Raw genomic sequence first — 25,627 nt, forward strand, 5'->3', positions numbered from 1 at the left:
CCTGCTTGTGGGACAGTCTCCATGAGCGCGTTGCGCAGGACCATTGGAGGAAGCCCCCGATCGGACGTAGAAAGGACCGGCATCCGCGAGTGAGATAGTTGGCAGGTCCGCTGTAGGAATCGCGGTGCCCCGGCGCATAATCCGGGCGTCCTGAAAGGGCCAAACCGGGGGGAACGATGAGCGGCGGGACCGAAACGCTGATTCCACAGCGATATTGGGCATGGGGCGCCTGCATTCTTGCTTCGGCGGCCTGCTTCGCGATGGTGCCCGCATGGTTTCACTGGGTCTGGCCCGCGGCCGTCTTCGGCGTCCTCGCCCTCGTGGGCCTCTGGGACTTCACCCAGTCGCGCGTGGCCATCCGGCGCAACTACCCGGTCATAGGCCACCTGCGCTTCTTCTTCGAGTTCATCCGGCCCGAGATCCGCCAGTACTTCCTCGAGGCCGACCGCGACGAGCTGCCGTTCTCGCGGGCACAGCGCTCGATCGTCTACCAGCGCGCCAAGGGAGTCGTCGACAAGCGCCCCTACGGCACGCAGCTCGACCTCTACGAAGCGCAATACGAGTGGATCAACCATTCGATCGCGCCGGTCGACATCGAAAGCCACGATTTCCGCATCACGCTCGGCGAAGGGCGGTGCGCGAAGCCCTATTCGGCAAGCGTGTTCAACATTTCAGCGATGAGCTTCGGCGCGCTCTCGTCGAATGCGGTGCTGGCGCTCAACGAAGGCGCGCGCCGCGGCAACTTCTATCACGACACCGGCGAAGGCTCGATCTCGAAGTGGCATCGCGAGCGCGGCGGCGACCTCGTTTGGGAAATCGGCAGCGGGTACTTCGGTTGCCGCGATGCCCAGGGTCGTTTCGACGAAGCGCGCTTCCGCGAGAACGCCGCCTCCGACCAGGTGAAGATGATCGAGGTGAAGCTGTCCCAGGGTGCGAAGCCCGGACACGGCGGCGTCCTGCCCGGCGCGAAGGTCACCGAGGAGATCGCGAGGGCCCGCGGCGTGCCGATCGGTGTCGATTGCATCTCGCCCGCGCGTCACTCGGCGTTCTCCACGCCGGTCGGGTTACTCCAATTCGTCGCGCGCCTTCGCGAGGCCTCGGGCGGCAAGCCCACCGGCATCAAGCTCGCCATCGGCCATCCGTGGGAATGGTTCGGCATCGTGAAGGCGATGGTGGAGACGGGCATCGTCCCGGACTTCATCGTCGTCGATGGCGGCGAGGGCGGCACCGGTGCCGCACCGCTCGAGTTCACCGACCACGTTGGCGCGCCGTTGCGCGAGGGCCTCATGCTCGTGCACAACTCGCTCGTCGGCACGAACCTGCGCGACAAGGTGCGCGTGGGCGCGAGCGGCAAGATCGTCACGGCCTTCGATGTGGCGCGCACGATGGCGATCGGCGCGGACTGGTGCAATTCGGCGCGCGGCTTCATGTTCGCGTTGGGTTGCCTGCAGGCGCAGACCTGCCACACGGGCCTGTGTCCCACGGGCGTGACGACGCAGGATCCGGCGCGCATGCGCGCGCTTGCGATTCCCGACAAGGCGCAGCGCGTCTACAACTTCCACCTCAACACCATGAAGGCGTTGAAGGAGCTGCTCGGTGCCGCGGGACTTTCGCACCCGGCCGACCTCGGACCCGAGCACGTGATCCGCCGCGTGTCCTCGAACGAGGTGCGTTCGCTCGCGACGCTGCATCACTGGCTCGCGCCGGGTGAATTGCTCGCGGGCGTTCCCTCGAGCCCGGTCTACAAGGTCTTCTGGGCTGCCGCGAGCGCCGACAGCTTCGACGAGCCCGAGTCGATTCGCGGACTGCGCGCTTCGAAGAGTCGCTAGCGCTCGCTTCGTCGCCAAAGGGCGACACTTTCTCCTGATTTGTTTTGGTTTTTTTGTGCGCTGCTGCACAGCGGAGCCCAAACTTCCGGCCGTAGGATGTGTCTACTGCAGTAGTCCCGGAAGTTTCGGGACAGGAGGTTGGGCGATGAAACGGTTGGCGTGCATCCTCGGTATGGCCGCGGGATTTTGCGGCAGCCAGGCTTTTGCCCTCGACCTCGACCCCAATGCGAAGGCGAAAGCCATCGCTGCCACCGCCCCCGCGGTGTCCGCTGCTTCCCCCGCAGCGAACACCGCGCGCATCCAGTTGCCCGAACTGCAGGGCGGCGTGGATGGCGACGGGCGCTTGCTCTCCGGCGCGTGCGACGCGCGCAGCACGGAGCTCTGCTACGACGCCAAGTCGGGCCGCATCGTCTACAAGGGCACGAAGAACTGGATGCCTGAAATCAGCGGCATGAAGCCAGAGCACATTTCCGTGCGCAAGGATCGCGTGGAGTTCCGCTACTCCTTCCGGTAGTCCGTCGTCCCTTCTTCCCCCAAAGCACCGCAGGCGGTGTTGTGGCACTCTATTCGCCGGATCGCCTCACGCGATTCGCAATGCGAAAAGGAGGAGTCATGCGCTCGCGTTCCTATTTCCGAAACACTATTGCCACGCTCGCCGCGCTGGTTGTCGTCTTCGGTTGCTCCACGGCCGCGGTGAAGGACACATGGAAGGATCCGGCACACGCCGGCGCCTTCAAGCAGATTCTCGTCGTCGGCGTGAGCAAGAGCGATTCGAGCCGCCGCGTGTTCGAGGACGGGTTCTCGGCGGCATTGCGCGCCTCGGGAACGGGCGCCTCGCCGAGCTATGCGGTGTTGCCGGAGACCGGACAGGTCTCCAACGAGCGTCTCGACGAGGCGGTCAAGAAGGCCGGCGCCGATGCGGTGCTCGTCACGCGCTTGCTGCGCGTGAAGAAGGACGTGAACGTCTCGCCCGGCTACATGGCCCCCGGCTTCTACGGCCGCGGATACCGTGGTTTCTACGGCGGCGCGTACATGGCGATGCCGCCGGACGTGAACGTCTACGAAATCATGACGATCGAGCTGACGCTCTTCAACATGAAGACCGACAAGCCGGCCTGGTCGGGCACGAGCGAGGTCACCGAGCCCGGTAGCGTCGCGAAGGCGACCGAGGACTTGGCGAAGGTGATGATCGCGAAGATGAAGGCCGACGGCGTGATCTGATGACCCTCGACCCTCTCGAGTCGTTGCTTGCCGCGCTCGCGTGCCTGCTGATCGGCGCGGCGATCAACCGGAAGGTCTGGTTCCTCTCCAAGTACAACATCCCGGATCCCATTACCGGGGGACTGCTGTTCGCGGCCGTCATCTCGATCCTGATGGCGGTCTCCGAGTTCAAGTTCTCGCTCAACGCGACGATGAAGCCCACGCTCCTGCTCATGTTCTTCGCGGGCGTGGGCATGAGCGCCGACCTGCGGCTGCTCAAGCAGGGCGGGAAGGCGCTCGCGATCTTCCTCGTGGTCCTCTTTCCGTTCATCCTCCTGCAGAACGTCACCGGAATCTTCGTGGCGAAGGCGCTCGACCTGCATCCGCTCTACGGGATCATCGTGGGCTCGATCACGCTGGTCGGAGGCCATGGAACGGGTGCGGCCTACGCCGAGCGCTTCGCGGAGGTGAACAACCTCCAGTCGGTCATGGAACTGTCCATGACCTCGGCCACGTTCGGCTTGATCCTCGGCGGCATCGCCGCCGGCCCCGTGGCGCAGTACCTGATCAGCAAGCACAAGCTCAAGTCGGAGGCGAAGGCGGGTGGCGAACTGCAGGCCACGGCCAACACGCCACCGATCTCCACCCTCGGAACGATCGGTGCGTTCATGGGCATCGTCGCCGCGGTGATCGCCGGCCAGTGGCTCGGGCAGAACGTGAAGCTGCCGATCACGATCCCGAGCTTCCTGTGGTGCATGGTGATCGGCGTTGCGATCCGCAACCTCGTGCCGTTCGCGGGACTCAAGCTCGACGACCGCGCCTCCGACCTCATCTCCGGCGTTTCGCTCTCGCTCTTCCTCGTGATGACGATGATGGCGCTGAACCTGGTCGAGGTTGCGCTCTCCGCCGGCCCGCTGCTCCTGATCCTCGTGGCGCAGGTCGCCATGATCTCGGCGTACACGATCTTCGTGACGTTCCGCCTCATGGGCCGGGATTACGAAGCCGCGGTGACTTCCGCCGCGTTCATCGGCTTCAGCATGGGTTCGACGGCCACTGCGATCGCGAACATGCAGGCGATTGTCGCGAAGTATGGTCCCGCGCCCCAGTCGTTCCTGATCGTGCCGCTTGCAGGCGCGTTCTTCGTGGACCTGATGAACGCGCTGATCCTCACCGGTTTCCTGTCACTGGGATTCATGGGAGGCGGGCCATGAGAATCCTTGCGGCGTTGCTCGTGGCCACGTTGGTCGCGGCGTGTGGAGGCGGGCCCGACTCGGATGCGCTCAAGAAGGATGTCGTCGCCCGCGTGGGTGAGGCAATGCCCGAGGGGCTCGTGTCGATCCAGGACATCCATCGCCGCGGCTCGCAGAACGACGTGAAGGCGCCGGCGGGTGAAACGCGGCGCGTCATCTACTTCGACGCGGACCTGAAGCTCGCGAAGGACTACGACTTCGGCGCGTGGGATTCACCGGGCGTGGCCGGGTTGGTCAGCGGATTCGGCACGGGTCCGCGCGGCCTCTCCGGCATCACCACCGGTGGCAACAAGGCGGGCGACGTGATTCGCGCGCACGGCTCGGCCATCTACAAGAAGGAAGGCGACAAGTGGTCGCCCGTGGCGCCGCAGGGTTACCGCGCGGTGGCCGCGCCCGAGGTCGGGAGCGGCGGGCCGCGCCCCACGCCCGAGAAGCTCATCGAGGCGATGAAGAAATCGATCGAGACGGCGCCACCGGAAACGTCGGCGCTCGCTCGCGAGGTGATCGCCGAGGAGCTCGAGTCCGCGCACGCCGCGATCCGCGCGCGCCTGGCGCGAGCTTCCGAGGGCTATGCGATCGCCGCGGGGCCGCTCAATGGGCAGTACCTTCGGTTCATCCAGGCCTTCCCCGCCGCGCGGGCTCGCACCGTCGCGCTCATCACGCCGGGCGGCGAAGAGAACCTGAGAATGCTCCGCGACGGCCGCGTCGTGCTCGCGATGTCGCAATCGGATGCGGCCCTCGATGCGCTCGAGGGCAAGGGGTCGTTCGCCCAGGATGGCGCGTATCCGTCGCTTCGCGCCGTCGGCGCGCTCTACCCCGAGGCGGTGCATGTGCTCGTGCGCAACGACAGCCCGATCAAGTCGTTCTCCGAATTGCGCGGCAAGCGCGTCGCGATCGGCGTGCCCGGCGCGGCTTCACGCACCACGGCGATCGCGGTGCTCGCGGCTCACGACATCGGCTTGAAGGATCTCGGCAAGGCGGCGGAGCTTCCGCTCGGTGACGCGCTCGTGGCCTTGCGCCAGAAGGAAGTCGATGCCGTGATCCAGGTGATCGGATTCCCGGCCGACAGCGTTCGCGACGCCGCCGCCGCGGTGCCCCTGCGTTTGGTTCCGCTCGAGGAAAGAGTCGTTCGCGCGATGGCGGCGAAGAGCCCGGCCTACTTCGAGCTCACGCTCCCGAAGGGAACGTACGCGAGCCAGGCGACCAATGTGCGCACCGTGGCGACCTCCGCAATCCTCGCGGTGGGTCCGGACATGACGGACCTCGAGGTGGCGGCCATCACCCGGGTCGTCTACGGCCGCGGGGCGGACCTCGTGGCGCGCGGCAGTGCGCAGGGCGCTCAGCTTTCGGCGGCCAATGCCCGACGGGGCCTCGCGGTCCCGCAGCACACGGCGGCCGCGCGCGCGATCGAGGAGATGGCGAAGCCTTGACCGGCTCGCAGCTGCGCTACTGCGCGAAGGTCGGGATCGCCGCGGCCCTCGCGTACCTGCTCACCCTGGGCAACTACAACCAGTACGCGGTCTACGGCGCGTTCACGGCCGCACTCGTCGTCGGTTCCAACGTCGGCGAGGATCTCGGCTCGTCGCTGAACCGCGTAAAGGGGACGCTCGCAGGGATCGCGGCCGGCGTCGGCATCGCCCTGCTTGCCGGACCCAACGTGCTCACGGTCGGACTCGCGGCACTGCTTACGGCGGCAATTTCATTGGGCAGCGGATGGGGCGTCGCGGTGGCGCGCATCGGCGTGTCGGTGTGCCTCGTCACGCTCGTGATGCACGACGCCAATGCGCTCGAGTACGACCTCTATCGAATCGTCAATACGCTGGTGGGCGTGGTGGTCGGGCTCGCGGTGAGCCTCTTCGTGTTTCCGGTGCACGGCAAGGACGAGGTCGAGCGGTGCACCGGGGACGTCGTCGCCGCCGCGCAGAAGCTGCTCGCCGCCCTCGAACGCGGCGAATCCGACCGCAAGGTCCTGCGCAAGCTCGAAGGCAAGCTCCACGATGGGATGGCGGCGACCGTGAAGGCCTGGCGGGACCACGACGTGGAACGCCGGCTCGGCCACGAGGTCACAGCAGAAGAGGATCGCGTTGTCGCCGCCCTGCAACTGGGGCTCGATACGCTCTCGCAGGCGCTGCGCGGGCCCGACGCGGAGGCCCTGAAGCGCTTGCGGGTGCGCCTCGACGAGCTGGCGGGCGCGATCGCGAAATGAACGGCATTTCTTGTCACCGGAGGTGAGAACCATGTTGAAACTTCAAAGGGCATTCCTGGCATTCCTGTTCATTGCATTCGCGTCGGCGTCCGCCTGGGCCGACGAGTACACGGACACGATCAACGTCTTCAAGAAAGCGGGCGAGAGCGGAAGGATGTTCGACTCCGCGTACGGCTATGCCGTGTTCCCGACGGTGGGCAAGGGCGGCGTCGGTGTTGGCGGCGCGTACGGCAAGGGCCGCGTCTACGCCCAGGGCAAGCACGTCGGCGATTCATCGATGACGCAGCTCAGCGTCGGCTTCCAGCTCGGCGGCCAGGCCTACAGCCAGATCATCTTTTTCCAGGATGAGCGCTCGTTCAAGGAATTCACCGGCGGCAACTTCGAGTTCGGCGCCGAAGCCTCGGCCGTGGCGATCACCGCGGCGGCGGGTGCGAAGGGCAGCACCGCGGGTTCCTCCGCGGGTGCGAGCGCAGGCAAGAACGACGCGAAGACGGTAGGCCCGGGCTACAACAAGGGCATGGCGACCTTCACCGTCGCCAAGGGTGGCCTGATGTACGAAGCGAGCGTCAGCGGCCAGAAGTTCAAGTACAAGGCGCTCAAGACCTGAGGATCGCAGCGCTGTAAATGATCGGGGGAGCCCAAGGGCTCCCCCGATTTACTTACGACATCCGCACCGTCACTTCGCTAGAACCATCGCGAAGTAACCGAACACGGTGATCAGCACGCCCGACACCGCGTAACCCACCGGGAATCCGATCCACGGCACGGTGCTCTTGATCTCGTGCGCGGCTTCGCGGCACGGCCCGGAGTGGCTGCGCGCACCTGCCACGCCGCCCATGAGGATTGCCGGGTTGATCTTGAAGTAGTGCAGGCCGATGGCCCACACGACGATCGGCGGGATGCTGCAGGCGATGAAGCCCACGATGAAGATCTTCAGCGCGATCGCACCCGTGAGCTGCGTGAGGAGCGAGTTGCCCGAGTTGATCCCCACGATGCACACGAAGACGATCAGGCCCATGTCCTCGAGGATGTTGCGCGCGGCATTCGGCGTGTTGCCGAAGAAGCGCAGCCGCGACTGCAGCGAGGACACGATCACGCCGGAGACGAGCAGCCCACCCGCGTTGCCCAGGCCGACCTGCGAACCGAAGGCCGGGAACTGGATGAGGCCGATCAGGAAGCCCAGGATCATGCCGACCGACAGCGTGAGCAGGTCGGTGGCCGTGCTCGGGCGCGCGATGCGGCCGACGAGGTCGCCCACGCGTTGCACCGCGTCCTTCAGGCCCGCGACGAACACCACGTCCATGCGCTCGAGCTTCATCTCGGGTGCGAGCGGGATCGGATTGCCGGCACGTTCGATCTTCGTGATCTGGAGCTGGCCCGCCGCGTCCGTGTTGCGGAACTCCTTCAGCGGCTTGTCGACGAACTCCTTGTTGGTGACGAGGATCTCGGCCTGGTCGAGCGGGATGTCGAGCACCTTGGCGTCATCGACTTCCGGACCGATGAGGCCCATCTTGTCGGTGAGCGCCTTGCGATGGCCCCCCAGCGCGATCGAGTCGCCGACCTTCAGCGTGAGCGACGGATCGGCTCCGAGCAGCTCGCCGCCGCGGCGCACGTTGACGATGCGGTATTCCGGGTTCTCCGCGCGGAAGTCCTTGATCGACTTCCCGTCCCACTTCGCGTTCTCGAGCTTGTAGGCACGCAGGCTGAACTGCTGGTAGCCCGTGAGGCCCGCGTCGTCCACGCTCTTCACGCCGTGCTCTTCCTCGTACTTGCGCGCGGCGGCGGCGGCATCGATGCCCCACCACTTCGGCAGGTACTTGCAGATGAGGATGATGCCGACCGTGCCCCAGATGTAGGTGATGCCGTAGGAGAGCGCGATCATCGCCGACACCTGCTCGGCCGTCGTGCCATCCGCGAGCTTCACCGCGCCTTGCGTCACCGCCTGTTCGGCCGAGCCGATCGCCGCGGACATCGTCTGCGAGCCGGCGAGCATGCCGCCCGCGGCCCCCATCGGGAGCTCGAACAGCTTCGCACCGACGACCACCAGGAAGAGGCCGATGATGCTCGAGACGAACGCGAGGAAGGTGAACTTGAGGCCGTCACCCTTCAGGCTGTTGATGAACGAGGGGCCGACCCGCAGGCCCACGCCGTACATGAACAGGTAATAGAAGAGGCTCTTGGCGAAGTTGTTGAGCTCGAGCTTCACGCCATAGACGGACGCCCACACCGACAGGGCGCAACCCACGACGATCGACGCAGCCACCGCGCCGAGCCCGTAGCCCTTGACCGAGAACTTCCCGATCCAGACCGCGAGCCCGACCGTGACGAACAACAGCATGAACGGATTGGCTGCGAGGAACTTGAAAAGCGATTCCATGCGATGCCTCCTCTAAAGGTTGATGGGCTGCTTACTTGCGAGCCTTCTTGGTCTTGCGCGCTGCCTTCGCGGGTTTGGCCCGCGAAGCGGCTGCCTTCTTCGACTTCATGCCCAGCGCCGCAGGGGCGATGAGCTTGAGGCCCAGGTTCTTGTCGTACCCGTGGATCTCCTTCACGTCGAGCTTGCGCATGAATTCGATCGTGTCGGGCTTGATCACCTGGCCCGGCACCATGATCGGGAAGCCCGGCGGATACGGAATCACGAAGTTCGCCGAGACCAGCGGCGGGCCGGAACGCGCACGCTTGTCCGCCTCCGAGCTGAAGAGCTTCACGTGCTCGCAGCCGTCGTGGTCGTAGGCCATGTAGAACGCTTCGCGCATGTGGCCCTCGAGCGTCGTGCCCTTCGGGTTGTCGCGGAACTTGTCGTGGAAGTAGCTGAAGTTCGGCAGGTCCGGCACGTCCTCCATCAGCGACTTCACGCGCGCGGCAAAAGCCTTGCGCCCGGTGTCGTCGCCGCTCATGAGCTTCTTGTCGATCTTCTGGGCGATCTCGACGAGGACCTTCATCAGGTTGGCGACGTCGCTGCGGGTGTTGTTGATGTTGGTCTGGAAGAGCACCGAGTTGCGCGAAGTCTTGTTGAGCTGGATCTCGTACTCGGAGGCGAGGATGCCCTTGAATTGCGTGCCGTCGAAGCCCGCCGTGCCGCACACGAGTGTCAGGCGCGTGGGGTCGAGGATGAACTCGTCCTCGCGGATGGCCTTGAGCGCGTCGGCCCAGGTGATCCCGTCCTCGATGTAGCTGCGCAATCCCGAGCCGCGGTACGAGGCGGGGATCATCTCTTCCACGTTGAGCATGCGGAAATACTTCGAGACGAGCGGGTGGTTATTGACCTCGCGCCGCAGTTCCAGCGCGAGCTGGATGGAGCGCATCACCAGCTCGTAGCCCTCGAGCTCCATCTGCCGGCGCGCGACGTCGAGCGAGGCGATGATCTGCTGGTTGGGCGAGGTCGAGGCGTGCGTGAACACCGCTTCGTGGAAGTTCTCCACGACCAGGTGGAAGTCCTCGTCGCCCACGCCGACCATCGAACCCTGGCGCAGCGCCGACATCGACTTGTGGGTCGACGTGGTCATGTAGACGCGCAGCTTCGCCTTCTTCGGATCCGGATACAGGCGCGTGTCGAGCACGCGCTTGTCCTTCGGGTTGAGGTCCTTGCCGAGCTTCGCGACCTGCGCCTTGTAGTGTTCGGCGTAAGCGGGATTGGCGAAGTCTTCCTTGAGTGCGGCGCGCGCGCCCATGCCCGTGCGGCCGCGGTAGAAAGGCGACCAGCGCGCGAAGCCGAACCAGGCTTCGTCCCAGAGGAAGATCATGTCGGGCTTGATGGCGAGGCACTCCTCCATCACGCGCTTGGTGTTGTAGACGTGGCCGTCGAACGTGCAGTTGGTGAGAACGACCATCTTCACCTTGTGGAGGCGCCCCGCGGCCTTCAGGTCCATCAGCGCCTTCTTGATCCCGCGCAGCGGCACGCCGCCATACATCGAGTACTCCGTCATCGGGTACGCCTCGACGTAGTACGGTTGCGCGCCGGCGAGGACACAGCCGTAGTGGTGCGACTTGTGGCAGTTGCGGTCGACGATGACGATGTCGCCCGGCTGCAGCAGCGCCTGCTCGACCATCTTGTTCGAGGTCGAAGTGCCGTTGGTGACCCAGAACACTTCGTCGCAGCCGAACGCGCGCGCGCATTTCTCCTGCGCTACCTTGATGTTGCCCGTGGGCTCGAGGAGGCTGTCGAGGCCGCCGGTGGTGGCCGACGATTCCGCGAGGAACAGCGTGGGCCCGTAGAACTCGCCCATGTCGCGGATCCAGTTCGACTTGAAGATCGACTTGCCGCGCGCAACGGGCAGCGCATGGAAGGTGCCCACCGGTTTCTGCGCGTACTTCACGAGGTTGTCGAAGAAGGGCGTCGAGTAGCGGTCCTGCACGCCCTGGAGGATGCACAGGTGGATTTCCAGCGGCTCCTCGACGTCGTAGAAGACGCGCGATATGCAGGCGGCGGCTGGATCGGCGGCGATCACCTCGGCATTGCGGTCGGAGAGCAGGATGATGTCGAGCTCGGGGCGGATCTTCTTCACCGCCTGCGCGAGGCGCAGGCCGTAGTCATGGGGCGCGAGGTCGTCGTTCTTGATGTCGAGCGTGGCCATCAGGAACTGGCGCATCACGGGCGCGTTGTGCGTGGAGGCGAACGGGAAGCCGTCATAGATCAGCACCGTCTGCACGTCGGTGTTGAGCATGACGCCGAGGATCGCGTCCTCGAAGGAGCCCACGACCACGGGTTCGTAGATGAACGCATCGAGGTTGCGGCGCAGCTTGCGCATGTTCTGGATCTGGCCGGGCCACTTCGTGCTGGGCGAGGGCGAAACCACCAGCACTTCGAAGTACGGGCGCGCCTTCGGGTCGCCTGCCGCCGTGGGCATCTGCCGCTCGCCGCCGCCGGAGGATTCGTCCTCGGGTTCCCATTCACCGGAGTCGGAGCGATAGCTGCGCGACATGAGCGCGGAGGAGATGCGCTGCACGAGGCGGGCCGCACCCATGGCGTCGCCGCCCTTGATGCGATCCTTCAGCGCGGCGAGCAAACGATGGCCGGGGAATGCCTGGAAATCCTCGAACGAGACGAGTTCGGAGAGCGCGGTGCTGACGGCTGATCGCGCATTGGCATCGGAGCCGGTGCGGGCCTTCGCGGCCCAGACCTGGGTCGCGCGATGCAGTTCGCGCCAGCGATCCAGGCGCGCTTCGGCGCCTGAGAAGAAATGGTCGATTCTCGTTGCGGGTGCGGGCATGGTCTTCTCCGAAAAACGGGGGAATTGTTGAGCAAAAGTCACGAGGAGCAGTCGCGGGAATGTGCCAAGCGCAGATCAGTTTATACCTTGCAAATGGTGGTCCTCCAACCTGCGTATCCATTGATTCATGTCAAACCGCCACGCGCGCGCCAAGCCCCTAGAATGAGCGAATGATTCGTGCCACCTCCGGTTTCACGTTCGCCGGCTCGCCTGCGGGCGAGGGCGTGCCCGCCGCGCCGCGCGCGGTGGCATGGTGGTTGCTCGCTTGCTGCGCGCTCGTGTTCGCCATGGTCGTCGTCGGCGGCATCACGCGACTGACACATTCCGGACTTTCGATCGTCGAGTGGCAACCGATCCTGGGCGCGCTGCCGCCGCTCGACGACGCGCAGTGGGCCGAGACTTTCGCGAAGTACCGGAAAACACCGGAGTTCCGCCTGAAGAACTTCGACATGACGCTCGCAGGCTTCAAGGAAATTTTCTGGTGGGAGTACATCCACCGAAACCTCGGCCGCGTGATCGGCCTCGCGTTCTTCGCGCCCTTCATGTATTTCCTGCTGCGGCGAAAGCTCGACAAGCCGCTTGCCTGGAAGCTCGCCGGCATCTTCGCGCTCGGTGCGCTCCAGGGTTTCATGGGTTGGTACATGGTCGCGAGCGGGCTCGTGGACGATCCGCGTGTAAGCCAGTTTCGCCTCGCAGCACACCTCACGCTCGCGTTCGTGATCTACGCGGCGATGTTCTGGGTTGCACTCGGGATCCTATTTCCGCAGCGTTATTGGACGCCGGCCGGGCTGCGATCGCATGGCTCCATCCTGGTGGTGCTCGTGTTCGCGATGGTCGTGACCGGCGGCCTCGTGGCCGGCATTCGCGCGGGCTATGCGTACAACACGTTTCCGCTCATGAACGGACACGTGATCCCGCCGGAAATCCTGATGATCGAGCCGTGGTGGAAGAACTTCGGCTACAACATGGCGACGGTGCAGTTCGACCATCGCGTGGTCGCGTGGCTGCTGATCTTCCTCGTGCCGTGGTTGTGGTGGCGTACGCGCCGCGCCGCGGAGCTCGATCCGCGTGCGTACTTCGCCGCGCACCTGTTGCTCGCGATGCTCGCCATCCAGGTGGCGCTCGGGATCAGCACGCTATTGCTGCGCGTGCCGGTGGTGCTGGGTGTGTTGCACCAGGGTGTGGCGGTGCTCGTGCTGACGGCCGCGCTCTGGATGCGGCACGCGTTGCGCTAGGCGCTAGCGCCAGGCGTTGCCCACCTGGATGTAGAACGCGTCGTCCTCGGGGCCGCGCGCGACGTCCATGCCGATGTACAGACCCAGGCGCCGCGCAATCAGGTACCGGAATCCCACGCCCTTCGCGACGGCCGTGCCCGCATCCTTGAAGTTCGTGTCCTTGCCCCACGCGCGTGAAGCGCCGATGAAACCGACGAGCGACCAGCGCGGCGTCACGTTCCAGCGGACTTCGGTTTCGAGCACGCCCGTGTTCTCGTCCTGGTAGCGCGCGGCGGGAATGCCGCGCATGTCGATGAAGGGCAACTGGTAGAAGGGCACGTCACCGCGGGCCGCGCGTCCGTCGATGCGCGCGCCGATCACGAACTTCTTCTCGATCGGGAAGTACGCGAAGATCTTCCCGCGATACGCCTGGTACGTGTGGTCGCTGCCGACGTCGGGCGAATAGAAGGTCGTGTCGAAGGTTCCGGTCCAGCCGCTGTTGGGCGTGAAGATGTTGTCGCGCGAGTCGTGCTCGAACGACAGGCCGACGCCGGAGCTCGTTTCGGCGCGCGAGAACGCGGGAAGCTCGGCCGCCTCGCTCGCGAGGTTGAAGCGATTCTTCAGGTCGAGATAGATCCAGCGCAGGGCGATGAAGTTGCTGCTCTCGCCCAGGCGATAGAGCACCTGCTGCATCGACATGATGCCGTCGAGGTTGTATCCGAGCGCGCGGTCCTTGCCGCCGATGCCGTAGAAGTCGAGGTTCACGTCGACCTTGGCCACGCCGCCCCGGTAACGCCAGCGGTCGTCCGCGAACGAGAACATGCCGCCGCCGCCGTATCCCTTCGTGCCGTTCTCCGTTCCGAAGACCATCCCGCCGAAGATGTCGGGCGGGGTCACGTGGCCCGGCGTGGCGCCTTTGGTGACTTCACGGATCGACTCGCGGATGAAAAGAAGCGCTACGCCACCGCCATAGCCGACGGCGGGCTCGGTGATGATGATCGGGACCGGCAGGAAACCCTTGCGGTCGATGAGCCACTCCGAGCCATCGAAGTAGCCGTCGTCGGGATCGATGAAGATGCTGCGTTTTTCATCGGCCGCAAAGGCCGGCGCGGCGAAACAGGCTGCGGCGAGCGCGACCTTCGGGAGGAGGTGGGGCATGCGTCGATGATAACCGACGCCGTCTTGAAGCTAGGGGAGGCTCAGCCTTCGCGGCGATCGTGCGTGCGTGCAACGACGGGCGCTTCGTTGATCTCGGCGTGCGCCTGCATGCGCGCGTGGGCTTTCTGCGCGTGTGCGGCGATCAGGCAGTTGTCGCGCCCCGCGCCCGAGAGGAGGAAGCACTTCGAGCGGGCGACCTGATAGGCCGCGTCGATGCGGGCCAGGTGAACATTGTTGGCCGCGGAAACCGTGCCGCGGTAACGCACTTCGAGCTCCGCGAGTTGCACCGATTCGCTCGCGCGCGCTTCGGCGAGGCATTCGCCGCGCGCCACGGGCTTCATCGTTTCGCAGGCCGCGAAGTCATCCGCGGTCGTCTTGGCGATCGCATCCCGGAGCGACTGGTAGTCACTGCGTGACATCAGGGAAGGCTCGGACGTGGCCGAGGCGCCGATGCCCAGGCCGGCGGCTCCAAGGAGGCCGGCGGCGGTGATCGCGATGAGGACGGTGCGCTGTTTCATGGGGGCTATCGTGCCGTGCCACCCCGCAACGCTCTATCGGATATTCCGAACGGTTCGTAAGGATTACGCCGAAACCTGTGTGGGAAAAGTCCTACCCCGGAGACTGTCATCCTGAGGAGCGAAGCGACGAAGGACCTGCTTGAGGGTTTTGACAGCAGATCCTTCGCGCGCTCAGGAGGTCCTTCTTTCCGCTTCGCTCCTCAGGATGACAATTTTCTACTGAGTCGCCGTAATCCCGCCATCCAGGTAGAGCACCTGCCCCGTCACGAAGTCCGAGGCCGGCGCGCAGAAGAAGAGCGTTGCTCCGACGATGTCGCGCGGTTGCGCCACGCGCCCCAGCGGGATGCGCGCGAGCAGCGCTTCCCAGCGGCCTGGATCCTTCTTCCAGTTGCCCGCCATCGCGGTCTCCACGACCGTGGGGGCCACGCCGTTCACCTGGATGTTGTTGGCCGCGAGCTCGAGCGCGTGCTGCTTCACCAGCATCACCAGCGCGCCCTTGGTCGAGCAGTACGCCGAATAGCCGTAGCCGCGCATGCCGAGCATGGAACGCACGGAGAGCATTTGCACCTGCTTGCCGCCGCGCTTGCCCTCGACCTGGTACTTCGCCGCCTGCTGCGCGAGGAACATCGCGGACCGGAGGTTCACGCGGTAGATCTCGTCGAACTGCTCCTCGGTGACGTCGGCGATCTTCTGCTCGCGGTTCATGCCGATGCAGTTCACGAGGATGTCGAGCCGGCCCATGTGCTGGGCGGCCTTGTCCGTTGCTTCGCGAATGCTTGCAACCTTGTTCGCGTCCATGGCGACGCCGAAGGCACGCTGGCCCGCCGCCGTGAGTTCCTTCCCGAGCGCATCGGCCTTGCTGCCGTCGCGCCCGGCCACCGTGACAGTGGCCCCGGCCGCCGCCAGCCCGCGCGCCACGGCTTCGCCAATGCCGCCGTAGCCGCCGGGAATGAAGGCCGCCTTGCCCTTGAGGTCGAAGAGGTTATCTGTGTCCATCTGTGTTCATCTGTGGTTCCAGCCTTAGTCCATCTGCAAGCCGCCGTTCACGTCGAGAATCTCGCCCGTGATGAATCCCGCGAGAGGTGACGCGAGGAAGCGCACCGCATGCGCGAATTCCTCGGGCTCGCAGAACCGGCCGACCGGTATTTGCGTGAGGAGCTGCCTGCGCTGCTGCTCGTTGAGCCCCTCCGTGATCATCGGAGTCTTCACGTAGGCGGGCGAAATGCCGTTCACCGTCACGCCGTGGGCCGCGGCCTCGCGCGCGAGGGAGAAGGTGAGCGAGGTGAGCGCACCCTTCGAAGTCGAGTACGCCGTGCCGGCCGTGAGCCCGCCGGTCTTCGCGGCGAGCGAGCAGACATTGATGATGCGGCCCCACTGGCGCGCCTTCATCCCGGGCAGGACCGCACGCGACCAAAAGAATGCCCCATCGAGGTTCACGCCCATCACGCGCTTCCACTCGTCGTCGAGCGTGCCTTCGGACTTGTTGTTGGAGAGGATTCCGGCGTTGTTCACCAGGATGTCGACGGGACCCAGCTCAGCCGCGATCTTCTGGTGCGCCTGGCGCACCGCCATCGAATCCGAGATGTCGCACGACACCGCGAGCGTCGTGCCACGCAGGAAGCGGCCCACGTTGTCGAGCCGCAGCATGTCCACGTCGACGAGCGCGACCTTCGCGCCGTCCTCGAGGAGGAACTTCGCCGCGGCCAGGCCCATCGTGCCTGCCGCACCGGTTACTACGGCTACTTTGTCTTTGAGGACCATGGCTGGAGATACTACTGTCTTCGTGAGTAGCGCGGTCGCGCGCCCACTGTCATCCTGAGGGCCGCAGGCCCGAAGGACCTGCTTGAGTGTTTTGACTGCAAAAAACAGATCCTTCGTACGCTCAGGAGGTCCTTCTCGCCGCTGCGCTCCTCAGGATGACAAAGTGCGGATTGCTCAGTTATCGAGCGCCGACTTCCGCCCGAACAATCCCCGGGCCCGGAACGTCACGACGAGAATGAAGAGCAGGTACATCGAAAGGAGCGACCACTCGGAGGCATACGCGCCGGTGAGACCCACCACGAGTCCCACCATGAGGCCCGCGACCACCGCGCCCCAGAAACTGCCGACGCCTCCGAGCACGATAATCAGGAACGCCGGAACCACGGCATCCACCCCGACGTGCGGTCGGATTCCCCAGATGGGCGCCATCACGATGCCCGCGATCGCCGCGAGCGCGGTGCCGAGCGCGAAGACGCCCAGGCGCAGCCTTGAAAGGTTATAGCCGAGCGCGCGCACCATCTCGCTGTCATGCGCGCCGGCCTTGATGATCGCGCCGTAGCGCGTCTTCTCGATGAAGAGCCAGAGCATCACGATGAGTCCGCTCGCAAGCGCGCAAGCGAAGAACCGGTACTTCGCGTAGATCAGGTCGCCTATGAGCACCGCGCCCGAGATCGCCTCGGGAAGCTTGAGCTGCTGCTCGCGCGAACCCCAGACCACGCGGATCAGCTCCTCGATCACGAGCGCCGCGCCGAACGTGAGCAGGAGCCCGTAGAGCGGATCCTTGCCGTAGGTGCGCCGCATGCAAAGCTCGATCAGCATCCCGAAGAGCCCGACCAGGAAAGGTGCGAGGGCGAGCACCAGCGCGTAGCGGATGCCGATCGGGATGCCGTCGAAGAAGCCCATCAGGAACAGGGCGACGTACGCACCCAGCGCAAAGAGCGACCCGTGCGCGAGGTTGATGACCTCCATCACGCCCACGATGAGCATGAAGCCCAGCGCGATGAGCGCGAACAGCAGCCCCAACGACAGCCCGTTGAGGACGTGAGGGAGGAAGTTGGCCAGCAAGGACTACACCTCGTACGTCGGCGTCGCCTCGTAGCTCTCCAGCTTGCACGCACCGGCGGCGTCCTTGTCCTGGACGTCCTTCGGGTCGGCCTGCGTGAGGATCGTGAAGATGTCGTCCTTCTCCGCGGGCTTGCTGTTGTACGTCGCCATGTAGATCGTCTGCTGCACCTGGTGGGTCACGGGATCGATCCACGCATCGTGGTGCTGCATGCGGTCGAGCGCACTCATCTTGCGGCCCTCGAGCTTCTTGATGACCGCGATGTTGTTCGTGGTGCCCGCTTCCTCGACGCAGCGCAGCAGCTCGCGCGTGGCCATGTAGCCGTTGTGATAGACGTTGCCCGGATTGCGAATCGCCATGCCCGGGTACTGCTTCTGGTACGCGGCGACGAATTCCTTCACGCCGGGCAGGTCGAGGCGGTAGTACCACGTGGTGCCGAACACGCCGAAGATCGACTCCGGGCCCAGGCCGTACACGTCGGGCCAGTCCTGCTGGTTGTTGACCCACGCCGCGGACTGGTTGAGCTTCAGCTGCACGACCTGCTGGCGCAGGGCCTTGATGTCGTCGCCGCCGACCGCGGTCGCCACGACGTTGGGCTTCAGCTGCTGCACCTTGAGGAGATACGAGGAGAAGTCGCGCGTGTTCTGCGGGACCATCAGCTCCTCGATGATCTTGCCGCCGTTGGCCTCGACGATCTGGCGCATCGACTTCGCGGTGTTGTGGCCCCACACGTAGTCGTTGGTGAGCATCACCCAGTTCTTGCCGTTCACGGCGATCGCGTTCTTCACGATCGCGTGGGCGAAGTTCGTGCCGTTGCCGTCCCACACGAACTTCGTGCGGTGGCAATCCTTGCCGGCTTCGGTGGGCGAGCTGGAGTTGGTGTTGAGGAAGATGCAGCCGTACTTCTGCGCGACCTGGCTGATCGCGTTGGCGACACCCGAATGCAGCGCGCCGATGAGGAACGCGGCTTCGTTGCGCGTGATCAGGCGCTCGGCAACGCGCGAGCCGGTGGCGGGCGTCGTTTCCGTGTCCATGTGCAGCGCTTCGATGCGCCGCCCGAGGACACCGCCCTTGTCGTTGAACTCCTTGATGGCCATCATCGCGCCCAGGCGTTCCTCGACGCCGCTCGCGCCGTACTGGCCGCTCGCGTCCATCGTGAGGCCGATCACCAGCGGTTTCTTCTGCGCGGTTTGCGCCCACGCGTGATTCACCGCCCACGGGCCGAAGAACGAGGTGGCCGAACCGGCGGCGATGGCTTGCATGAGGCTGCGGCGTTTCTGCGATGCGACTTTGTTGTCGTCATTCATGGTTTTCTCCTCCTAATTTGAAGCAACTAAAGCGTTCGTCCGCAGATAAACGCAGATAAACGCGGATGGGGTGAGAGTGGTTGAGACTTCTCCATTTGAATCAGCGTCGCGGTTTCAGCTACCAATGTCTTCTTGCTCTTATCTGCGTTTATCCGCGTTTATCTGCGGATGATTTGTTGTTTGGTTAGTTGTTCCTGCGCCTCGATCATCGAGGCCATGAGCTTGTCGCCGAGCCCGAGGGCCACGGCCTGTTCATACGATTGGTGAACCGCCTCGCCCACGAACGAGGGCACGGGCAGCGATTCGGCGAGGTGCGTGTAGTAGCGCATGTCCTTCGCGGCGTTCCGGATCGCGAACTTCATCCGCGTGAGGTCGCCCGCGACCGCACCACCCGCGACCATCTGGAAGATCGGCGAGTTGAGCGCGCCCATCGACACCACCTCGAAGAGCTTGTCCAACTTCACGCCGGCCTTGTTGGCCACCGAGAAGGCTTCGGCGATGCTCGCGACGATCGTCATCGCCATGAAGTTGTTCACGAGCTTCAACGTGTGACCCGCACCCGCGGGCCCGACGTGGAAAATGTTTTCGCAGAAGGCCGCCATCACCGGCTTCACCTTCGCGAAGAGCGCGTCGTCGGCGCCGACCATCGTGTTGAGGCGGCCTTCCTCGGCTTCCTTGGGCGTGCGGGCGAGCGGGGCATCGGCGAGATCCGCGCCCTTGGCCAGCAGTGCTTCGCGCACCTTGGCGGTGGAGCCGGGCTCGGCGGTCGAGGTCTCGATGACGATGAGGCCCTTGTGCGCGCCTTCGAGCAGGCCGCCCTTGCCGAGGATCACTTCCTCGACCTGCGGCGAGCCCGTCACGCACACGATCACGAAATCGGAGTCCGCGGCGAGCTTGGCGTACGAATCGACTTCCTTCGCGCCGGCCGCGATGAGGTCCTCGAGCCGCGAGCGGTCGCGATTGACCTTGAACGTCACGGGGAAGCCCTTGGCGAGCAGGTTCTTCACCATGCCGTGGCCCATCATGCCGATGCCGACGAATCCGATGCGGGGGTTGCTCATGCGCTCTCCTTGAGTCCTTGTTGTGCGGCTTCCCACAGCGCGATCACTTCGCGGTAGCGGGCAGAAATGGAGGTGACGACCTGCGCGTTGCTCGCGCGCCCGGCGAACCAGTCGGCGGCGGCATCGGCAAAGATGGAACGGCCCACGGCGAAGCCGCGGACCCAGGGGCTGCGCGCCGCGACCGCGAAACTTTCGCGAAGCGCATCGGCGCCGGCTTCCATGCCGAGCACGAGCACGCCGCGGCACAGCGGATCGTGGCGCTCGATGGAAGCGCCGATCGCGTCCCACGCCGCGCCGTCGGCGCTGGGCGGGAGCTTCCACCAATCGGGACGGATCCCGGCGGAGTAGATCGCGTCGAGCGCGCGCGCGACGACGAAGTCGGCGGTTCCCTCGCGCGCGGGGGGAATGATTTCGAGCAGCAGCTCGTGGCCGGTGAGCGCGCAGGCTTCCGCGAGGTCGCGCATGCGGCCGAGCTGCGTCCCCGAGGCTTCGGGCGGATCGTCCGGATGGAAGAACGCGAGGCACTTCACGACGTGCGACGCGGGCCACGTGCGCAGTGCGAGCCCCAGGTTCGCGCCCGGCTCGAACTCGACCGGATTGGAGCCGGGGACTTCCACGGGGCGCGCGACCCAGGCCGGCGTGCCTTCGAAGCGCGGCAGGATCGAAGCGCCATAGCGGTCGTCGAGGAGCACGCCGTAACCCGCGCGGCCGCGGCTCACGGATTCGAACGCCTGGGCGACCAGCGACTTGAATTGCACGATGCGGGTGTTGTCCGCACCGTGGGCGCGTGCGACCGATTCGAGCTGCGAGCGGTGATCGAAGGCGAGCACATAGAGAAGCTCATGCTTGCCGCTGCGACGCGTGGTGGCGCGATGCACGTGCTCGAGGTCGCGGTCTTCGCGAAGGCGCGGCGTGGTCACGCCCTTCAAGAGGAAATGGGCAAGCTCGGCGGACGTTGCCATCGCCGGCGCGCAGCCATGGCGCGAGACCACGATGGCGCCGCACGCGTTGGCGTACGTGCAGCAGCGTTCGATCGGCTCGCCGCGCAGCCACCCGCTGAGGAAGCCCGCCATGAACGCGTCGCCCGCGCCGAGGACGTTGAAGACTTCCACCGCGAAACCCGGACCGGCGCGGCCTTCGTCGAGGCTCGCGGGAATGGGACCGTCGAAGGCGACGCAGCCCATCGGCCCGCGCTTGACGACGATGAGCGCCTTGGACGCGTTGCGGATGTGTGCGAGTGCGGTGAGCGTATCGCCCGAGCCGCCGGCCACGCGAATCTCTTCCTCGGTGCCGACGATGAGCGCGCAATCGGCCAGCATCGCCTGCATGTGCCCGGTCACGTGGTCGGAGGCGACGTAGCGCGCATCGCCCTCGGCGGGCTTCGCGAGGCCCCAGAGCACGGGACGGTAGTCGATGTCGAGGATCACGCGCGTGCCTGCCGCGCGTGCCGCCGCGACGGCCTTCACGCAAGCCGCGCGCGGGCCCTCCTGCGAGAGGTGCGTGCCCGAGATGAGCAGGGCGCCGCAGGAGGCGATGAATGCGGGATCGATGTGGGACGCGTCGAGCGCCATGTCCGCGCAACGATCGCGATAGAAGACGTGCGGGAAGGTGTCCTGGTCGCGCAGCGCGAGGAAAACCAGCGCGGTGAGGCGCTCGGGATCCGTGGAGACCTGGGAGACATCCACGCCTTCGCGCACGAGCGTCTCGCGCACGAAGCCGCCGTTGGGTTCGTTGCCGACGCGCGAGATCATCGCCGCGCGCAGGCCCAGCCGCGACGCGCCGACGGCGGTGTTCGCGGGCGAGCCGCCGAGATACTTCGCGAACGTCGCGACGTTCTCCAGCCGCACGCCGACCTGCTCGCCATAGAGATCGACGGCCGCGCGGCCGAGGCAGGCGACGTCGAAGAGGCGGTCAGTGCTTGCCACGGGTGATCTCATGGCCGACGCTCACCACGAGCGCCTGCGCGAGGCAAAGCGGTTCGACGAGCGAACGGAAGGGCCGCTCGCTGTGGTCGCCAAGGTCGAAGGCGATGGTGGCGCTGCGATTGAGCGGGGAGACGGCGCTGTCCGTGATGACGATCACCGGCACGCCGCGGCGCTTGCAGTCGGCGGCGAGCTCGATCACGTCGGGCGAATAGTTGCGGAAGCTCACGGCGACCAGTACGTCGTCGTCGCGGAAGCCGCGCGCCTGCTCGCGCACCATGCCGCCGACGCCATCCATCAGCGTCACGGGAAGGTCGAGCTGGGCGAGCGCATAAGAAAGGTAGCAGGCGACCGGAAAGGCGCGCCGCTGGGCGAGCAGGTGAATGCGCCCGGCCTTGGCAAGGAGCTTCACCGCGGCGGAGAGGCGCTCGGCATCCACGTGCTCTTCGAGATTCGACAGGTTGGCGATCGAATCGGCCACGAAGTCGCGCAGCACGGCCTTGGGCCTGGACTCGGCGGCCTTGCCGCGGCGCATGCGCGCGATGCGCTCCTTATAACTGCCGCTGCGCTCGACCAGCCGCTCGCGGAAGACGCGCTGCATGTCCGAGTAACCGTCGTAGCCAAGGGCCTGGGCGAAGCGCACCATGGCCGAAGGCTGCACCTCGATCTTGGCGGCGGCCGCGGCGACCGTATCCAGCGCGACATCGTGGGGCCGCTCGAGCGCGAAGCGCGCGATGGCCTGCAGCTGGCGCGAGAGGCCAGGGAAGCGCCGGCCGATCTCGGCCTGCAGCTCGTCGTAGGTGCCAGCGGGCGTGGGCATGGGCAAGATTAGAACAAATGTTCTTGCCCATTGCAATCTTAGAACGTATATTTCCCCGCGTGAATCCGTCCCTGGCCCGCACCCCGCTCGTCACGCCCGCGCACCTCGTCGCGTTCGCGATCCTCGCGAGCGCCCCGCTCTGGGTGAACAAGGTCGGGCTCTACCCGTATCTCGCGGTCGAGATCATGGTGTGGATGATCTTCGCGCTGGGCTACAACCTCCTGCTCGGGCAGGCGGGGCTCCCCTCGTTCGGGCATGGCGCGTTCTTCGGCGTGGGCGCCTATGCCTTCGGGCTCGCGCAGCTCAAGCTGGGCGCCGGCCTCTGGGGCGCCTTCGGAATCGCGATTCTCGCCGCGGCGCTCGCGGGAGCGCTCGTCGCAGCCTTCATCTCGCATCGGCGCGGCATCTACTACGCGCTACTCACGATCGCCTTCGGCCAGGTGTTCTGGTTCATCTCGATCAAGTGGCACAGCGTCACCGGCGGGGAGGACGGGCTGCTCAACATCAAGCGGCCGCCGCTCGACCTGGGCTTCGCGCAATTCTCGCTCGCCTCGAACGAGGCGCTTCTTTACTTCACGCTCGGCGCGTTCGTCTTCGTCACGCTCTTCCTTTATCGCCTGATCCATTCGCCGTACGGCCGCGTGCTGCTCGCGGTGAAGCAGAACGAGACGCGCGCGGCCTTCGTGGGCCACAACACCTGGCTCTACAAATGGAGCGCCTTCACGATCTCGTGCGCGATCGCGGGCATCGCGGGTGCCATCTTCGCGATGGCGCAGCAGTCGGCCTATCCCAACGTGATGAGCCTGCACAACTCCGGCTACGTCGTGATGATGGTGCTGATCGGCGGCGGCCTCGTGAGCTTCTGGGGGCCGGTGATCGGCGCGGCGTTCTTCATCCTCGCACGCGACCTGCTGGGCGCGTACACCGAGACGTGGCTCCTCTGGTACGGCCTGCTCTTCATGGCGATGGTGCTGTTCAAGCCGGAGGGTATCTCGGGCATGTGGCAAAGCTGGAGAGGCACCGCGAAATGACGGCGCTCTTCTCCGCCCAGGGCCTCGCCAAGCGCTTCGGCGATCGCGTCGTGCTGCAGGACGTGAGCTTCGACGTGGAGGAGGGCGAGATCCACGGAATCATGGGACCGAACGGCGCGGGCAAGACGACGTGCTTTCACGTCCTCACCGGTCACCATCGCCCGGACGCCGGGCGCGTCACGTTCGCGGGGCAGGACATCACGGGGCGCAAGCCGCGCGAGATCTCGCGGCTGGGCATCGCGCGTTCCTTCCAGGTGATGAACCTGTTCGACGACTACACCGCGCTCGAGAACGCGATGATCGCGACGCCCGAGCTGCGTGCCCGCGCGTTCAATGCCATCAAGGATGCCGCGGTGCTGCGCGAAGCGACCGACCGCGCCGCGCAAACGCTCGCGGCGGTGGGACTCGCCGGCAAGGAATCGACGCGCGCGAAGAGTCTCTCGTACGGGGATCGCCGCGCGCTGGAGATCGGCGTCGCACTGGCCTCGAACCCGCGCCTCCTGTTTCTCGACGAACCGACATCCGGCCTCGGAGCGGAGGGTGTCGAACGCCTCACGCAACTCGTCGCGAGCCTCAAGGGCAAGGTCACGATGGTGCTGATCGAGCACGACATGCGTTTCCTTTTCGGATTGGCCGATCGCATCGCGGTCGTGCACTGGGGGCAGGTGATCGCGCGCGGCACGCCCGCGGAGCTGAAGGGCAATCCCTGGGTGCAGCGCTCGAACCTCGGGGCGCTCGCATGAGCGCGCTCCTCGACGTCGCCGGCATCGATACCTTTTATGGCGAGACGCAGGCGCTCTTCGGCGTGTCGCTCGCGGTGGCTGCCGGCGAAGTCGTGGCACTCCTGGGTGCGAACGGCGCGGGCAAGACCACGACGCTGCGTTCCATCCTCGGTCTCACGCGTCCCAAGCGCGGCACCGTGAGCTTCGACGGCCGCGACGTCACGCGAGACGCCACCCACGAGATCGCGCGCTCAGGCGTGGGCTGGGTGCCCGACGACCGGCGCATCTTTCCCACGCTGACGGTCGCACGCAACCTCGCGATCGCCGAGAAGGCCACGCGCTTTCGCCGCTGGTCGCTCAAGGAATGCTTCGAGGTGTTCTCGGCGGTCGAGCACCTGATGAATCGCGAGTGCGAGAACCTCTCGGGCGGCGAGATGCAGATGGTGGCCATCTCGCGCGTGCTCCTTGGCGCCCCGGGCCTCGTGCTCCTCGACGAACCGAGCCAGGGCCTGGCACCGAAGGTCGTGCAGGACGTGATGCGCGTGATCCGCCGATTGAGGGACGAAGGTGTCGGCGTGCTGGTCGTCGAGCAGAACGTGCAGACCGCGCTCGAAGTCGCTGACCGCGCCTACGTGCTCGACCGCGGCGTGCTCGTTCACGCCGGCCCCGCAGCCGAGCTGCGTGACGATGCCGGCCTTCGCCGGCGCCTTCTCGGAGCCTGACGATGCTGCGCGTCGACAATCTCTCCAAGGTCTACACCCGCGGCCGGTGGGACAAGACACCGACCTTCACGCTGGAGGCCGACTTCGCCATCGACAAGCCTTGCATCGTCGGCGTGATGGGTCCGAACGGCTCGGGCAAGACCACGCTCTTCGAGTTGATCACCGGCAACAACCAGCCGACCTCGGGCCGCGTGACCGTCGCGGGCCAGGACATCCACCAGGTCCGCTACAGCGAGCGTGCGCAGCTCGCGATGCATTACCACCAGAGCTACCAGGTGCGCTCGTTCCGCCGCACGCGCCCCGAATTCACGATGGAGCGCGCGAGCTCGCAGCGGCCGATGATCCATCTCTTCGACGAGCCGCAATTCAATCCGCAGGACGGCTACATCGGCTTCATGCTCGATTTCTTCCGGCGGCTCAAGGGCGAGGGGCGCATCGTGTTCGTGTGCCTGCATCCGAACGAGCCCTACCACCTCGAGCTGCTCAACGAAGTGTGCGAGCGATTCGTCTTCGTGAACAAGGGACGGCTCGCGCAGGGCGAATCGCTCTCCGCGCTGGCCGCCCACGACGCCTTCAGGACCTACCTGGGCAAGCTCGCCGTCTGACGCCCGCAGATATTCCCGGTGCTGGGCG

General features: G+C 65.8%; 23 protein-coding genes. 12 read left to right on the forward strand and 11 right to left on the reverse strand.

Going from position 1 to position 25,627, the window contains the following annotated elements; translation table 11 throughout:
* Positions 1-176: 176 nt before the first annotated feature.
* From DSM104440_RS05675 to DSM104440_RS05705, 7 genes are all read left to right on the forward strand, one after another.
* Positions 177-1,829 carry an FMN-binding glutamate synthase family protein gene (locus DSM104440_RS05675; RefSeq protein WP_171161081.1) on the forward strand — a complete coding sequence of 551 codons (1,653 nt, stop codon included), beginning with the start codon at positions 177-179 and terminating at the stop codon, positions 1,827-1,829.
* A gap of 145 nt (positions 1,830-1,974) precedes the next feature.
* Positions 1,975-2,343, forward strand: coding sequence for a hypothetical protein (locus DSM104440_RS05680; protein ID WP_171161082.1), 369 nt, complete (start codon positions 1,975-1,977; stop codon positions 2,341-2,343).
* A gap of 98 nt (positions 2,344-2,441) precedes the next feature.
* On the forward strand, positions 2,442-3,050 hold the full coding sequence (locus tag DSM104440_RS05685) for a hypothetical protein (protein WP_171161083.1): 609 nt from the start codon (positions 2,442-2,444) through the stop codon (positions 3,048-3,050).
* The gene (gene gltS, locus DSM104440_RS05690; protein WP_171161084.1) at positions 3,050-4,240 is read left to right on the forward strand and encodes a sodium/glutamate symporter; all 1,191 of its coding nucleotides are present in this window, start codon (positions 3,050-3,052) and stop codon (positions 4,238-4,240) included. The genes DSM104440_RS05685 and gltS overlap by 1 nt, the downstream gene beginning before the upstream one ends.
* Positions 4,237-5,709, forward strand: coding sequence for a TAXI family TRAP transporter solute-binding subunit (locus DSM104440_RS05695; RefSeq protein ID WP_171161085.1), 1,473 nt, complete (start codon positions 4,237-4,239; stop codon positions 5,707-5,709). The genes gltS and DSM104440_RS05695 overlap by 4 nt, the downstream gene beginning before the upstream one ends.
* Positions 5,706-6,485: an FUSC family protein gene (locus DSM104440_RS05700; RefSeq protein WP_171161086.1), complete on the forward strand. Its 780-nt coding sequence runs from the start codon at positions 5,706-5,708 to the stop codon at positions 6,483-6,485. Before DSM104440_RS05695 ends, DSM104440_RS05700 begins: the two co-directional genes overlap by 4 nt.
* 31 nt (positions 6,486-6,516) lie before the next feature.
* Positions 6,517-7,092, forward strand: a complete 576-nt coding sequence (locus DSM104440_RS05705) for a YSC84-related protein (protein ID WP_171161087.1) — start codon at positions 6,517-6,519, stop codon at positions 7,090-7,092.
* 69 nt (positions 7,093-7,161) lie between these two features.
* Here the strand turns inward: DSM104440_RS05705 and DSM104440_RS05710 are convergent, their stop codons facing one another.
* The gene (locus DSM104440_RS05710; RefSeq protein WP_171161088.1) at positions 7,162-8,862 is read right to left on the reverse strand and encodes an aspartate:alanine exchanger family transporter; all 1,701 of its coding nucleotides are present in this window, start codon (positions 8,860-8,862) and stop codon (positions 7,162-7,164) included.
* A gap of 31 nt (positions 8,863-8,893) precedes the next feature.
* Positions 8,894-11,695 (reverse strand): aminotransferase class I/II-fold pyridoxal phosphate-dependent enzyme, encoded by a 2,802-nt coding sequence (locus DSM104440_RS05715; RefSeq protein WP_171161089.1) that lies wholly within the window; start codon positions 11,693-11,695, stop codon positions 8,894-8,896.
* 170 nt (positions 11,696-11,865) lie between these two features.
* Here DSM104440_RS05715 and DSM104440_RS05720 point away from each other — a divergent pair, with 170 nt between their 5' ends.
* Positions 11,866-12,930, forward strand: coding sequence for a COX15/CtaA family protein (locus DSM104440_RS05720; protein WP_171161090.1), 1,065 nt, complete (start codon positions 11,866-11,868; stop codon positions 12,928-12,930).
* A 3-nt stretch (positions 12,931-12,933) separates the two neighbouring features.
* Here DSM104440_RS05720 and DSM104440_RS05725 read toward each other — a convergent pair whose 3' ends face one another.
* From DSM104440_RS05725 to DSM104440_RS05765, 9 genes are all read right to left on the reverse strand, one after another.
* Entirely contained in the window at positions 12,934-14,067 is a 1,134-nt protein-coding gene (locus DSM104440_RS05725; RefSeq protein WP_171161091.1) for a BamA/TamA family outer membrane protein, read from the reverse strand.
* Positions 14,068-14,108: 41 nt separating this feature from the next.
* Entirely contained in the window at positions 14,109-14,585 is a 477-nt protein-coding gene (locus tag DSM104440_RS05730; protein WP_171161092.1) for a hypothetical protein, read from the reverse strand.
* A gap of 216 nt (positions 14,586-14,801) precedes the next feature.
* On the reverse strand, positions 14,802-15,581 hold the full coding sequence (locus DSM104440_RS05735) for an SDR family NAD(P)-dependent oxidoreductase (protein WP_171161093.1): 780 nt from the start codon (positions 15,579-15,581) through the stop codon (positions 14,802-14,804).
* A gap of 24 nt (positions 15,582-15,605) precedes the next feature.
* The gene (locus DSM104440_RS05740; RefSeq protein ID WP_171161094.1) at positions 15,606-16,346 is read right to left on the reverse strand and encodes an SDR family NAD(P)-dependent oxidoreductase; all 741 of its coding nucleotides are present in this window, start codon (positions 16,344-16,346) and stop codon (positions 15,606-15,608) included.
* Positions 16,347-16,520: 174 nt separating this feature from the next.
* A complete protein-coding gene (locus tag DSM104440_RS05745) occupies positions 16,521-17,411 on the reverse strand; it encodes a branched-chain amino acid ABC transporter permease (protein WP_212758224.1) in 891 nt (296 codons plus the stop codon).
* Between the two features lie 3 nt (positions 17,412-17,414).
* The gene (locus tag DSM104440_RS05750) at positions 17,415-18,716 is read right to left on the reverse strand and encodes an ABC transporter substrate-binding protein (protein WP_171161095.1); all 1,302 of its coding nucleotides are present in this window, start codon (positions 18,714-18,716) and stop codon (positions 17,415-17,417) included.
* 158 nt (positions 18,717-18,874) lie between these two features.
* Positions 18,875-19,888, reverse strand: coding sequence for an NAD(P)-dependent oxidoreductase (locus DSM104440_RS05755; protein WP_343034160.1), 1,014 nt, complete (start codon positions 19,886-19,888; stop codon positions 18,875-18,877).
* On the reverse strand, positions 19,774-21,702 hold the full coding sequence (locus DSM104440_RS05760) for a bifunctional 5-dehydro-2-deoxygluconokinase/5-dehydro-2-deoxyphosphogluconate aldolase (RefSeq protein ID WP_212758225.1): 1,929 nt from the start codon (positions 21,700-21,702) through the stop codon (positions 19,774-19,776). The genes DSM104440_RS05755 and DSM104440_RS05760 overlap by 115 nt, the downstream gene beginning before the upstream one ends.
* Positions 21,689-22,519, reverse strand: coding sequence for a MurR/RpiR family transcriptional regulator (locus DSM104440_RS05765; protein WP_171161098.1), 831 nt, complete (start codon positions 22,517-22,519; stop codon positions 21,689-21,691). Before DSM104440_RS05765 ends, DSM104440_RS05760 begins: the two co-directional genes overlap by 14 nt.
* Before the next feature lie 59 nt (positions 22,520-22,578).
* Between DSM104440_RS05765 and DSM104440_RS05770 the strand changes: the two genes are divergently transcribed.
* From DSM104440_RS05770 to DSM104440_RS05785, 4 genes are read left to right on the forward strand one after another with little or no spacing between them, the layout of a single operon-like run.
* Positions 22,579-23,550, forward strand: a complete 972-nt coding sequence (locus tag DSM104440_RS05770; RefSeq protein WP_212758226.1) for a branched-chain amino acid ABC transporter permease — start codon at positions 22,579-22,581, stop codon at positions 23,548-23,550.
* Positions 23,547-24,293: an ABC transporter ATP-binding protein gene (locus DSM104440_RS05775; RefSeq protein ID WP_171161100.1), complete on the forward strand. Its 747-nt coding sequence runs from the start codon at positions 23,547-23,549 to the stop codon at positions 24,291-24,293. The genes DSM104440_RS05770 and DSM104440_RS05775 overlap by 4 nt, the downstream gene beginning before the upstream one ends.
* Complete coding sequence (locus tag DSM104440_RS05780) at positions 24,290-24,994, forward strand: ABC transporter ATP-binding protein (RefSeq protein ID WP_171161101.1); 705 nt, start codon at positions 24,290-24,292, stop codon at positions 24,992-24,994. Before DSM104440_RS05775 ends, DSM104440_RS05780 begins: the two co-directional genes overlap by 4 nt.
* Positions 24,995-24,996: 2 nt before the next feature.
* On the forward strand, positions 24,997-25,599 hold the full coding sequence (locus DSM104440_RS05785; protein WP_171161102.1) for an ATP-binding cassette domain-containing protein: 603 nt from the start codon (positions 24,997-24,999) through the stop codon (positions 25,597-25,599).
* The last annotated feature ends 28 nt before the right edge of the window (positions 25,600-25,627 follow it).

This window comes from Usitatibacter palustris, from assembly GCF_013003985.1.
Taxonomy (GTDB): Bacteria; Pseudomonadota; Gammaproteobacteria; order Burkholderiales; family Usitatibacteraceae; genus Usitatibacter; species Usitatibacter palustris.